At 57.1% G+C, this 11,499-nt stretch carries 11 protein-coding genes and 1 tRNA gene; 7 read left to right on the top strand and 5 right to left on the bottom strand.

The window, feature by feature from the left end; all coding sequences use genetic code 11:
* Position 1: 1 nt before the first annotated feature.
* Positions 2 to 1,591, top strand: a complete 1,590-nt coding sequence (yejF, locus tag BJF97_RS20060) for a microcin C ABC transporter ATP-binding protein YejF (RefSeq protein ID WP_014230176.1) — start codon at positions 2 to 4, stop codon at positions 1,589 to 1,591.
* Between the two features lie 3 nt (positions 1,592 to 1,594).
* Here yejF and BJF97_RS20065 read toward each other — a convergent pair whose 3' ends face one another.
* The 3 genes from BJF97_RS20065 to rsuA all read right to left on the bottom strand — a co-directional run bounded on the left by BJF97_RS20065 (position 1,595) and on the right by rsuA (position 4,182).
* Positions 1,595 to 1,939 (bottom strand): YejG family protein, encoded by a 345-nt coding sequence (locus BJF97_RS20065; RefSeq protein WP_004122937.1) that lies wholly within the window; start codon positions 1,937 to 1,939, stop codon positions 1,595 to 1,597.
* Positions 1,940 to 2,269: 330 nt separating this feature from the next.
* Complete coding sequence (locus BJF97_RS20070) at positions 2,270 to 3,466, bottom strand: Bcr/CflA family multidrug efflux MFS transporter (RefSeq protein ID WP_014230177.1); 1,197 nt, start codon at positions 3,464 to 3,466, stop codon at positions 2,270 to 2,272.
* Positions 3,463 to 4,182: a 16S rRNA pseudouridine(516) synthase RsuA gene (gene rsuA / locus BJF97_RS20075; RefSeq protein ID WP_014230178.1), complete on the bottom strand. Its 720-nt coding sequence runs from the start codon at positions 4,180 to 4,182 to the stop codon at positions 3,463 to 3,465. The genes BJF97_RS20070 and rsuA overlap by 4 nt, the downstream gene beginning before the upstream one ends.
* Positions 4,183 to 4,330: 148 nt before the next feature.
* On the opposite strand from rsuA, the gene BJF97_RS20080 reads away from it, so the two are divergent.
* Positions 4,331 to 6,088 (top strand): DEAD/DEAH box helicase, encoded by a 1,758-nt coding sequence (locus BJF97_RS20080; RefSeq protein ID WP_032693688.1) that lies wholly within the window; start codon positions 4,331 to 4,333, stop codon positions 6,086 to 6,088.
* 137 nt (positions 6,089 to 6,225) lie between these two features.
* The gene (rplY, locus tag BJF97_RS20085; protein WP_004114143.1) at positions 6,226 to 6,510 is read left to right on the top strand and encodes a 50S ribosomal protein L25; all 285 of its coding nucleotides are present in this window, start codon (positions 6,226 to 6,228) and stop codon (positions 6,508 to 6,510) included.
* A gap of 61 nt (positions 6,511 to 6,571) precedes the next feature.
* On the opposite strand, the gene BJF97_RS20090 is transcribed toward rplY, so the two are convergent.
* Positions 6,572 to 7,165 carry an NUDIX domain-containing protein gene (locus BJF97_RS20090; protein WP_032693687.1) on the bottom strand — a complete coding sequence of 198 codons (594 nt, stop codon included), beginning with the start codon at positions 7,163 to 7,165 and terminating at the stop codon, positions 6,572 to 6,574.
* Between the two features lie 80 nt (positions 7,166 to 7,245).
* Between BJF97_RS20090 and BJF97_RS20095 the strand changes: the two genes are divergently transcribed.
* Positions 7,246 to 8,004, top strand: coding sequence for a DeoR/GlpR family DNA-binding transcription regulator (locus BJF97_RS20095; RefSeq protein ID WP_014230181.1), 759 nt, complete (start codon positions 7,246 to 7,248; stop codon positions 8,002 to 8,004).
* A gap of 49 nt (positions 8,005 to 8,053) precedes the next feature.
* Here BJF97_RS20095 and yejK read toward each other — a convergent pair whose 3' ends face one another.
* A complete protein-coding gene (yejK, locus tag BJF97_RS20100) occupies positions 8,054 to 9,061 on the bottom strand; it encodes a nucleoid-associated protein YejK (protein ID WP_004122954.1) in 1,008 nt (335 codons plus the stop codon).
* A gap of 178 nt (positions 9,062 to 9,239) precedes the next feature.
* Between yejK and BJF97_RS20105 the strand changes: the two genes are divergently transcribed.
* The 3 genes from BJF97_RS20105 (at position 9,240) to BJF97_RS20115 (ending at position 11,401) form a co-directional block, all read left to right on the top strand.
* The gene (locus BJF97_RS20105; RefSeq protein WP_004133900.1) at positions 9,240 to 9,467 is read left to right on the top strand and encodes a YejL family protein; all 228 of its coding nucleotides are present in this window, start codon (positions 9,240 to 9,242) and stop codon (positions 9,465 to 9,467) included.
* A gap of 19 nt (positions 9,468 to 9,486) precedes the next feature.
* Positions 9,487 to 11,247, top strand: coding sequence for an LPS biosynthesis-modulating metalloenzyme YejM (yejM, locus tag BJF97_RS20110; protein WP_014230182.1), 1,761 nt, complete (start codon positions 9,487 to 9,489; stop codon positions 11,245 to 11,247).
* Between the two features lie 77 nt (positions 11,248 to 11,324).
* Positions 11,325 to 11,401 (top strand) — tRNA-Pro (locus BJF97_RS20115).
* Positions 11,402 to 11,499 lie beyond the last annotated feature (98 nt).

The raw sequence follows: 11,499 nt of genomic DNA on the forward strand, positions 1-11,499 counted from the left end.
CATGACGCAACCTTTGTTAGATATCGATAACCTCTCCATCGCCTTTCGCCAGCAGGGTGAGACAACTCCCGTCGTCAGCGAACTGTCGCTGCAGATTGCCGTCGGCGAGACCCTGGCGTTGGTCGGCGAGTCCGGCTCCGGGAAGAGCGTGACCGCGCTATCGGTGCTGCGGCTACTCCCGTCGCCGCCGGTCAGCTATCCTGCCGGCGACATCCGTTTTCACGGCCAGTCGCTGCTGCACGCGGATGAACGCACCCTGCGCGGCGTGCGCGGTAACCGCATCGCGATGATCTTTCAGGAGCCGATGGTTTCGCTTAATCCACTGCATACTCTGGAAAAACAGCTGTACGAAGTGCTCTCTTTGCATCGCGGGATGCGCAAAGAAGCGGCGCGCGGGGAAATCCTCGACTGCCTCGATCGCGTCGGCATCCGCAGCGCGCCCCGGCGGCTGGCCGACTATCCCCATCAGCTTTCCGGCGGCGAGCGCCAGCGGGTGATGATCGCCATGGCGCTGTTAACCCGCCCGGAGCTGCTTATCGCCGACGAACCCACCACCGCGCTGGACGTGTCGGTGCAGGCGCAAATCCTCACGCTGCTGCGGGAGCTGAAGCAAGAGTTGAATATGGGGCTGCTGTTTATCACCCATAATCTGAGCATCGTTCGTCAGCTCGCCGACCGCGTCGCGGTGATGCAGAACGGCCGCTGCGTGGAACAAAACGGCTGCCGGGCGCTGTTTTCCGCCCCCGAACACCCTTATACCCGCCGCCTGCTGGATAGCGAGCCGTCGGGCGATCCCGTCCCGCTCGCACCCGATGCCCCGGTGTTGCTGCGGGCGGAAAATTTGACTATCGCCTTCCCGATACGTAAAGGTCTGCTGCGGCGAGTTGTCGATCATAACCGGGTCGTTAACGCCCTCAGCTTTCATTTGCGCGCGGGAGAAACGCTGGGGCTGGTCGGCGAGTCCGGATCGGGCAAAAGCACCACCGGGCTGGCGCTTCTGCGTCTGATTCATTCCGATGGCGCGATCGCCTTTGACGGTGAGGCGCTTCAGGGACGTAATCGTCGGCAGATGCTGCCGCTGCGTCGTCGCATGCAGGTGGTCTTTCAGGATCCTAACTCATCGCTAAACCCGCGGCTCAACGTGCTGCAAATTATCGAAGAGGGATTGCGCGTCCATCAACCGACGCTCACGCCGGCCGAACGGGAGCAGGCGGTGATTCAGGTGATGCAGGAGGTCGGCCTCGATCCACACTCACGGCATCGCTACCCTGCCGCCTTCTCCGGCGGCCAGCGTCAGCGCATCGCGATCGCCAGGGCGCTGGTCGTCAAACCGCAGCTTATCGTGCTGGATGAGCCCACCTCATCGCTGGATAAAACCGTACAGGCGCAAATCCTCGCGCTGCTGAAGGCGTTACAGCAAAAGCATCAGCTGGCCTATATTTTTATCAGCCATGATTTACGCGTCGTGCGGGCGTTGTGTCATCAGGTGATGGTGCTGCGGCAGGGGGAAGTCGTCGAGCAGGGTGAGTGCGAGCGCGTATTTACCGCTCCGCAGCAGGAATATACCCGTCAGCTGCTGGCGTTAAGCTGACGGTCAGAAGGGATTGTTGCCGGAGAAAGGTTCCGCAATCGCCACGCCGAAATTTTTCAGGCGGCAGGTTGCAGCGAATTCGTCCTGACGGTTAACAAACAGGCACGGTTCCCCTTCGCATTCAACGACAGAGCTGTCGACCTCGATGTCGCTAAGCGCCTGGCTGAGCTTATGCATGACCGGCCACGCGCTTTCGCCATCGGGGCTGAGTAATTTCAACGCCACGAGGCTGTTTTCACTCTGGGCGCCGTTTTGCGGAATCGGTTCAACTCTTGAACCTGCAAAACCGGCCAGCCAGCGATAGCTCTGCGGCAGACGGTGTACGATAGAGAGTTGCAGTGTATTCACGTGTTTACTCCGGAAGCAAAATACTTCACAATAATTTTACATCAATACTAACACATTATTGACAACCAGTCCTCTTCCTGCACAGAAAACGCTTACACCAGTGGCATAGCCGTGTTATTGGTTTGTAATGTAAAAGTTTATAATTGTGCAGATGGAACATCTTCGGGCTATATGTACCCGTTTCTGTGATCTAAAACAACTTTTTTATCGCAATCATGCGACTTTTTAAACGATTTGATTTTACATAAAATAAACAAATCGCTGAACAGAGAAGCCAGATTTGGTTGACATGCATCAAAAAAAGGGGCGATATCGCCCCCTGAAAGTCGCTTAGCGCGCGGCTTTGCGCCGTCGGCTGGCGTAGAGGTAAAAGAGGATGGAGCTGCTGGCGCAGAAGGCGATAGAAATCAGCATTGGCCAGGCGGTGGTAAACGTCGCCATCGACAGCAGCGCGCCGACAATGGCGCCAATCCCGAAACGGAACGTCCCTGCCAGCGAGGAAGCGGTCCCGGCCATATGCGGAAACTCATCGAGAATCACCGCCATCGCGTTAGAGGAGACCATCGAAACGCAGCCGATGAACGCCGCCACGCCAAACACCAGCGCCCAGAACCCCACGCCAAACAGCGCGCACACGACCATCCACGCCGCCATCGCAAACTGGATCCATAGCCCGGCGCGGAACATGTTCAGCGCCCCAACCCGCCGCACAAAGCGGCTGTTGATCATGGTCATGACAAACAGGAAGACGACGTTCAGCGCAAAATAGTAGCCAAAGTGCTGCGGTGAAACGTGGTTGATATTGATATAGACAAACGGGCCGGCGCTCAGAAACGAGAACATCCCGGCGAAGCTGAAACCGCTTGCCAGCATATAGCTCAGCACCCGCTTGTGGCGAAACAGCGTCGCGAAGTTGCCGAGCGTAGTGCGAATATGAAATTTCTGCCGGCGTTCCGGCGGCAGGGTCTCGCTAATAAAGAAGGCGATCATCGCCGAGGCTAATAGCGCCGCCACCGCGAGGATCCAGAAGATCGCATGCCAGCTAAACCACACCAGCACCGCTCCGCCGACCATCGGCGCCACCAGCGGCGCGACGGTGGTCACCAGCATGACGAACGACATCATCCGCGAGAACTCTTCCTTGGGATAGATATCGCGCATCAGGGCGTTAATCACCACGCTCGCCGCCGCGGCCGCCAGGCCGTGGAAAAAGCGCATGGTGATCAGCATATCGATAGTCTGCGACAGCGCGCAGGCCACCGCCGCCGCGGCAAAAACCAGCGTGCCCCCCAGTATCACCGGTTTACGCCCCATGCTGTCCGCCATTGGGCCATATAAAAGCTGGCCCAGGGCAAAGCCCAGAATATAGGTACTGAGCGTCATCTGCGCGCTGCCGTCCGGCACATTAAACTGCGCCGCAATCACCGGCAGCGCCGGAAGATACATATCGATCGACAGCGGCATTAACATGGCCAGCAGGCCAAGAATAAACACAATCCCTAATGAAGAATTCTGCTTTGCCGTCACGTTTTACTCCGCGCATGTTGGCCGCCAACGCTGGCAATTTCTTCTGCCGTCAGCGGACGATATTCACCCGGCGCCAGCGACGCATCAAGCGCGATATCGCCAATACGTTCGCGATGCAGGCCAACCACATGATTCCCCACCGCGGCAAACATCCGCTTCACCTGATGGTAGCGCCCTTCGCTAATGGTCAGGCGGACTTCGGTCGGCGTCACCACTTCCAGCACCGCCGGTTTGGTCAGGTCTTTCTCATTATGCAGCTGAACGCCTTTGGCAAACTGCTCGGCGGTGGACTCATCCAGCGGATTTTCCAGCGTCACCAGATAGGTTTTTTCGCAATGGTGGCGCGGGGAAGTAATGCGGTGCGACCACTGGCCATCGTCGGTCATCAATACCAGTCCGGTGGTGTCGATATCCAGACGCCCCGCGGCATGCAGCTTGTGCGCCACCGGCTCGTCGAGGAAATAAAGGACCGTCGGATGATCCGGATCGTCGGTGGAACAAACGTAACCCTGCGGCTTGTTGAGCATAAAGTAGCGCGGGCCGGTCTGCTGAACCAGCGTATTGCCGTCATACTCGACGTCATGCTCCGGCAGAAGCTTGAAGGAGGAGTCTTTTACAATGTCGCCGTCCACGGTAACGCGGCTGCCGCGGATTTCACGCCCGGCAATAGCCCGGCTAACGCCAAGTTGCTGAGCGATAAACTTATCAAGTCGCATGAGATTTTTTTAGCCTGTACAAGTGCTGGAGCGGGCAACGCGCCCGAAAAAGAAGAATTTCATGGGGTAGTATAACGGGCTATTAACACCACTCAAGGGAAAAGATTCGTGGCATACTATTCGCGAGTTAATTAACCGCCATAAATTCATGACATTTACATTACGTCCCTACCAAAAAGAGGCGGTCGACGCGACGCTCGCCTGGTTTCGCCGCCATCATGAACCTGCCGCGATTGTGCTGCCGACAGGCGCAGGTAAAAGCCTGGTTATCGCCGAACTTGCGCGCCTGGCGCGCGGTCGCGTGCTGGTGCTGGCGCACGTTAAAGAGCTGGTGGCGCAGAACCACGCCAAGTATTGCGCGCTCGGCCTGAAAGCGGATATTTTCGCCGCGGGCCTCAAGCGTAAAGAGAGCCACGGTAAAGTGGTCTTTGGCAGCGTGCAGTCGGTCGCCCGCAACCTCGACCAGTTTCAGGGCGAGTTTTCGCTGCTGATCGTCGACGAGTGCCACCGCATCAGCGACGATGATGACAGCCAGTATCAGCAGATTATCAGCCACCTTCAGCAGGTCAATCCGCACCTGCGCCTGCTGGGGCTGACCGCGACGCCTTTTCGCCTCGGTAAGGGGTGGATTTACCAGTTCCACTACCACGGCATGGTGCGCGGTGATGAAAACGCGCTATTTCGCGACTGCATCTACGAGCTGCCGCTGCGCTATATGATTAAGAACGGCTACCTGACGCCGCCGGAGCGGCTGGATATGCCGGTGGTTCAATATGACTTCAGCCGCCTGCAGGCGCAAAGTAACGGCCTGTTCAGCGAGGCTGATTTAAACCACGAACTGAAAAAACAGCAGCGCGTCACGCCGCATATCGTCAGCCAAATCGTTGAATTTGCCCAAACGCGCAAGGGGGTGATGATTTTCGCCGCCACCGTTGAACACGCCCGTGAAGTGACCGGGTTGCTTCCGCAGGGCGAAGCGGCCTTAATCACCGGTGAAACGCCGGGGCCGGAGCGCGATCGCATCATCAACGGGTTTAAAGCTCAGCTGTACCGCTATCTGGTTAACGTCGCGGTACTGACGACCGGCTTTGATGCCCCGCATGTCGATCTGATCGCCATCCTGCGCCCGACCGAGTCGGTGAGCCTTTACCAACAGATCGTCGGCCGCGGCCTGCGCCTGGCGCCGGGTAAGACGGACTGCCTGATTCTCGATTACGCCGGGAATCCGCACGACCTTTACGCGCCTGAAGTGGGAACGCCGAAGGGGAGAAGCGACAACGTGCCGGTCCAGGTTTTTTGCCCGGCATGCGGTTTCGCCAATACCTTCTGGGGGAAAACCACCGCCGACGGCACGCTGATTGAACACTTTGGCCGCCGCTGCCAGGGCTGGTTTGAGGATGACGAAGGCCATCGCGAGCAGTGTGATTTTCGTTTTCGCTTTAAAAACTGCCCGCAGTGTAACGCGGAAAACGATATCGCCGCCCGCCGCTGCCGCGAGTGCGATACCATCCTGGTCGACCCCGACGACATGCTGAAAGCCGCGCTGAAGCTTAAAGATGCGCTGGTGCTGCGCTGTAGCGGTATGGATCTGCAGCACGGCGCGGATGACAAAGGCGCCTGGCTAAAAATTACCTATTACGATGAAGATGGCGCGGATGTTAGTGAGCGCTTCCGCCTGCATACGCCCGCCCAGCGTACCGCCTTTGAGCAGCTCTTTATCCGCCCGCATACCCGAACGCCGGGCGTGCCGCTGCGCTGGATAACGGCCGCCGATATCCTCGCCCAGCAGGCGCTTCTGCGCCATCCGGACTTTGTCGTGGCGCGCATGAAGGGGCAATACTGGCAGGTGCGGGAGAAAGTATTTGATTATCAGGGCCGATTCCGCCGGGCCAACGAACTACGCTAATCGTCCTCACGTCTGAGGTTTTGGTTGCTGCAAACACCTATGGCGGCTATAATGCCGCCCGCTTTTGCATTCGCAAAGCAGATAATCTGCCTGCTGCTGGGTCGCCTGTAGCAGGATTTATATATAGAGAGACATCAATGTTTACTATCAACGCAGAAGTACGTAAAGAGCAGGGTAAGGGTGCGAGCCGCCGCCTGCGTGCAGCTAACAAATTCCCGGCCATCATCTATGGCGGCGAAGCTGCGCCAGTAGCAATCGAACTGGATCACGACAAAGTGTGGAACATGCAGACCAACGCTGAGTTCTACAACGAAGTTCTGACCATCGTTGTTGATGGCAAAGAAGAGAAAGTTAAAGCTCAGGCTGTTCAGCGTCACCCGTTCAAGCCGAAGCTGACTCACATCGACTTCGTTCGCGCTTAATCGCCGACTGAAAGTTGTATGGCAAGCGCCCCGCTCCGCAAGGTTCGGGGCGTTTTGTTTATCAGTCGAGTAGCGTTGACCTGTTCAGCGCAAGATGCTGCACCAGCATAATCGTTTTCGCATCGACGATTTCCCCTTCGCGAATAGCCTGCAACGCTTTTTCCAGCGGCCACTCCAGCACTTCGATATCTTCCCCTTCCGTCGCCAGTCCGCCACCGTCGCCGCGCCGATCGTCGGCAGAGTATTCGGCAATGAAAAAGTAAAGCTTCTCCGTCACCGAACCGGGGCTCATGTAAGCGGTGAATACCGGCTCAATGCGCGTGACGCGAAAACCGGTCTCCTCTTCGGCTTCGGCAACGATGCGCGCTTCCGGGGAAGCGTTATCCAGCAGTCCGGCGGCGGCTTCGATCAAAAATCCATCATGACCGTTAATCCACGCCGGAAAGCGAAACTGGCGAACCAGCACTACCGTTTGCTTTTCACGATTGTAGAGCAGGATCACCGCGCCGTTGCCGCGGTCGTAAGCTTCCCGGCTCTGCTCCTGCCAGCGTCCGTCCCGGCGCAATAGTTCAAAAGTATATTTCTTGAGCGTGTACCAGTTATCCGATAACAGCGTTTCGCGGATATGGCGAACGCGCGGTGCGTCAGCGTGCATGTTTTTCCCCTTTTAGGTGACAGTTAGCAACATAACATGCATAATCGTGCACAAACAAGATCACTCATGAAGGTATTTTGATGCTCGCCAGCCAGAGAAAACAGCAGATTTTGCAGATCCTCGCCGAGGAAAAACAGGTGATGTCCGGGGATCTCAGCCAGCGCTTTAGCGTATCAGAGGACTCCATTCGCCGGGATCTGCGGGAGCTGGCCGCGGAAGGCAAGCTGCAGCGCGTCCACGGCGGCGCGCTGCCGGTTTCCGAAGCCATCGCGCCTATTGAAACAAGAAAGAACGTGCAAATCGCCTCAAAGCAGAGCATTGCCCAGCGCGCGGTTGAGCTCATTCAGCCCGGTCAGGTAGTGGTTGTCGACGGCGGCACCACCACCGGGGAGATGGTGCGCCTGCTGCCGGATAACCTCGCGTGTACCGTGGTCACCCATAGCCCGGGGATTGCCGTCGCGCTGGTGGAAAAACCGCTCATCGAGGTGATTTTGATCGGCGGCCGGTTGTTTAAACATTCCGTCGTCAGCGTCGGGTCTGCGGCCCTCGAGAGTATTTCCCGTATCAACGCCGATCTGTTTTTTATGGGCGTCACCGGCGTTCACCCACGGGCGGGATTCACCACCGGTGACTATGAAGAAGCGGGCATTAAACGCGCGCTGGCGGCGCGGGCTGCCGAAACGGTGGTGATGGCGTCACAAGAAAAGCTTAACTCCGCGTCGGCCTTTGCCATCGGCGAGCTGGGGGCAGCCAGTACGCTGATCGTGGATACGACCCTGGACGAGGCGCTGCGACAGCAGCTAACCCTGGCGGGGGTAGAAATCCTCTACGCCCTGTAATGCGGGTTCAGGCAAAAAAAATCCCGACTCGACGTCGGGATTTTACGCATTAATTTCCGCCAGAAGTACGGCGCTGTAGCTGGTCGCGCAGGTTCGGCGGCGTGCCTTTTATGGTTAAGGTATCCGTAGCCGGATCCCAGAACACCCGCTCGCCCAGCAGCATAGCGTCAAAATTAATGGTTAACCCGCCGCCGCTGCCGGCAAACTTGGTTAACTGACGCAGCGTGCTGCGATCCGCCGGGAAGCTCTCTTCCAGCTCGTAGCCTTGTTCGGCGGTAAATTCCTGAAAAGTCTTCTCGCTGACGCCCGCCAGCTCTTTCGACAGCGACTCCAGCTCGATTTCCTCACCGGCCTGCAGCTGTTCGTTGCAGTAGCTGTATACCTGCTGGCGTACGTTTTGACGTTCAGATTTATCCAGCTGCGCATCGGCGGCGAAATCATCCAGCGCCTGCAGCAGGCCGCGGTTCTGCGCTTTGGCGTTCAGCCCTTCGCTGGCGCCGAGGAAATCCATAAAGAAATCCGCCACCTTGCGCCCTACCCGCCCCTTCAGGAAGGTCAGATAGCGCGTTGACTCCGGGTTGGTTTCCCACTCGGTTAAATCAATACGCGCCACGATATCCGCGTGATTGATGTCCAGATAATGGGTGGAGCTGATATCCAGCTCTTCGTTGACGCGCATGCTGCTTAGGTTGTTCAGCACCGCCACCATCAGATATTCCACCGCCAGATAACGATACTGGCAAAACAGCACAATACCGCCTTCTGCAAAGGGATATTTTGCCAGTTCGTCGCGCAGGCGCCCGGTAGCGGCGCGGCTAAACGGCAGGAACGCTTCTTCGCCCTTACGCTGCCCGCGCAGCGCCTGCGCCAGCTCGCTCTCTTCATTAAACAGGCCGTAGGCTTTATTTTTTGCGCTGTAGACACGATGTAGTTCGGCCATCATCTCGACAACCGTCGCCGTCGGCTCCAGCAACGATTCGCGCAGCACCAGCTCCAGATTTTGTTCATCACGTTTGATTAACTGATGCAGGGCAATCTGGTCGATATCCAGACTCATGTTAAACTCTCCTTTTAGACCGGGCGGTATTCAACCACCGCGGGGGCAACGACGCAACCGCCGCGTGACTCTTTGCGAGCGAAGCCGCGCGCTTTTGCGTCGTGGCGAAAAAATGCGGAAAAAAAGCTGCTGCTACGGTAATATGTTGCCCTTTCACGAACAAACAGATTTTGAGTTTATGCCGCAATTATCCCGCTATAGCGATGAACACGTCGAACAGCTGCTCAGCGAGCTGACGAGCGTTCTGGAAACACATAAAGCGCCCGTTGACCTTTCACTGATGGTTCTGGGCAATATGGTGACTAACCTGATCAACAGTAGCGTCGCGCCGGCGCAGCGTCAGGCCATCGCCCGTTCTTTTGCCCAGGCGCTGCAGTCATCTATCAACGACGATCCAGCGCACTAAGGATAACGAACAACAGTATATGGTGACTCTTCGTCAGCCCTACCGAGAAAAAGTCTCCCAGATGGTCAGCTGGGGGCACTGGTTCGCCCTTTTCAACATGTTGTTGGCTATGGTGCTCGGCAGTCGCTATCTGTTTGTCGCCGACTGGCCAACGACGCTTGCCGGACGCCTCTTTTCGTACGTCAGCCTCGTTGGTCACTTCAGCTTCCTGGTCTTTACCAGCTACGTGCTGATTCTTTTCCCGCTGACTTTTATCGTCGTCTCTCAGCGCTTAATGCGCTTTATCTCGGTTATTCTGGCGACCGTGGGCATGACGCTGCTGCTGATCGACAGCGAAGTTTTCACCCGTTTCCACCTGCATCTTAATCCCTTTGTCTGGGAACTGGTTATCAACCCCGACCAGAACGAGATGGCGCGCGACTGGCAGCTGATGTTTATCAGCGTACCGATCATTTTCCTCCTGGAAATGCTCTTCGCGACCTGGAGCTGGCAGAAGCTGCGCAGCCTGACGCGCCGCCGCCACTACGCCCGACCCGTTGCCTGGTTCTTCTTTATCTCCTTTATCAGTAGCCATCTGGTCTATATCTGGGCGGATGCCAACTTCTATCGTCCGATCACCATGCAGCGGGCCAACCTGCCGCTCTCCTATCCGATGACGGCGCGCCGTTTCCTGGAAAAACATGGCCTGCTCGACGCGCAGGACTACCAGCGCCGTCTGGTGGAACAAGGCGCGCCGGAAGCCGTCTCGGTGCAATATCCGCTGAGCGATCTGCGTTATCGCGATCTCGGTACCGGTTATAACGTGCTGCTGATTACCGTTGATAACCTTAATTATTCGCGCTTTGAGAAAAACATGCCGGCGCTGGCCGGGTTCGCGAAAGACAACGTGAACTTTACCCAGCACATGAGCTCCGGCAACACCGCTGACAGCGGCATGTTTGGCCTGTTCTACGGTATTTCACCGAGCTATATGGACGGCGTTCTGTCTGCGCGCATCCCTGCGGCGCTGATTACGTCGCTGAATCAGCAGGGTTATCAGCTGGGCCTGTTCTCATCAGATGGCTTTAGCAGCCCGCTCTACCGTCAGGCGCTGCTGTCAGATTTCTCACTGCCCGTCGCGAAAGCGCAAAGCGACGAGCAGACGGCAAACCAGTGGATTAACTGGCTGGACCGCTACGCCCAGGATGAAAACCGCTGGTTCTCGTGGGTTTCGCTCAACGGCACTACCTTTGACGACGGGCAGCAGCAAAACTTCGTCCGCCGCTACGGTAACGCCGCGGGCGCGGTCGATACGCAAATTGGCCGCGTGCTGAACGCGCTGCGGGAAGCGGGCAAGCTGGACAACACGGTGGTTATCGTGACCGCGGGCCGTGGAATGCCGCTGAACCCGCAGCATGAGCAGTTTGGCTGGTCGCGCGAGCAGCTGCAGGTTCCCTTAGTGATCCATTGGCCGGGCACGCCGGCTCAGGAGATCGCGACGCTGACCGATAATAAAGACGTGATGACGACGCTGATGCAGCGTTTGCTCCACGTCTCTACCCCGGCCAACGAGTATTCGCAAGGTGAGGATCTGTTTAGCGCCGCCCGCCGTCGTGCCTGGGTCACCGCGGCCAATAGCGATACGCTGGCCATTACCACGCCGAAATTCACGGTTGTGCTTAATCACAACGGCACTTACCGAACGTGGAACAGCGACGGCGAGAAAATTAACGATCAAAAACCGCAGCTCAGCTTGCTGCTGCAGGTGCTGACCGATGAAAAACGCTTTATCGCTAACTGATTGATTATTTATAAATCAATCAGTCATTTCCCGGCTTGCATTCGCTTGGGGAACGGGTAATATTGTTCCCCACGAATCGGCACGTAGCGCAGCCTGGTAGCGCACCGTCATGGGGTGTCGGGGGTCGGAGGTTCAAATCCTCTCGTGCCGACCAAAAATCCCAGTAAAACCAGCCTCTTAAGGCTGGTTTTTTTATGCCTGTTTTTTGCGCGTGGAGTTAATGGGGTGAAACTGGGGTGAAACCCCGACAAA

It is taken from the genome of Klebsiella sp. LTGPAF-6F (genome assembly GCF_001753185.1).
GTDB classification, from domain to species: Bacteria; Pseudomonadota; Gammaproteobacteria; order Enterobacterales; family Enterobacteriaceae; genus Klebsiella; species Klebsiella michiganensis.

What these genes read in the sequence shown, in the direction of transcription:
- yejF (WP_014230176.1), top strand. Translation starts at nt 2, where the DNA reads ATGACGCAACCTTTGTTAGATATCGATAACCTCTCCATCGCCTTTCGC.
- rsuA (WP_014230178.1), bottom strand. Translation starts at nt 4,182, where the DNA reads ATGCGACTTGATAAGTTTATCGCTCAGCAACTTGGCGTTAGCCGGGCT.
- BJF97_RS20080 (WP_032693688.1), top strand. Translation starts at nt 4,331, where the DNA reads ATGACATTTACATTACGTCCCTACCAAAAAGAGGCGGTCGACGCGACG.
- rplY (WP_004114143.1), top strand. Translation starts at nt 6,226, where the DNA reads ATGTTTACTATCAACGCAGAAGTACGTAAAGAGCAGGGTAAGGGTGCG.
- BJF97_RS20090 (WP_032693687.1), bottom strand. Translation starts at nt 7,165, where the DNA reads ATGCACGCTGACGCACCGCGCGTTCGCCATATCCGCGAAACGCTGTTA.
- BJF97_RS20095 (WP_014230181.1), top strand. Translation starts at nt 7,246, where the DNA reads ATGCTCGCCAGCCAGAGAAAACAGCAGATTTTGCAGATCCTCGCCGAG.
- yejK (WP_004122954.1), bottom strand. Translation starts at nt 9,061, where the DNA reads ATGAGTCTGGATATCGACCAGATTGCCCTGCATCAGTTAATCAAACGT.
- BJF97_RS20105 (WP_004133900.1), top strand. Translation starts at nt 9,240, where the DNA reads ATGCCGCAATTATCCCGCTATAGCGATGAACACGTCGAACAGCTGCTC.
- yejM (WP_014230182.1), top strand. Translation starts at nt 9,487, where the DNA reads ATGGTGACTCTTCGTCAGCCCTACCGAGAAAAAGTCTCCCAGATGGTC.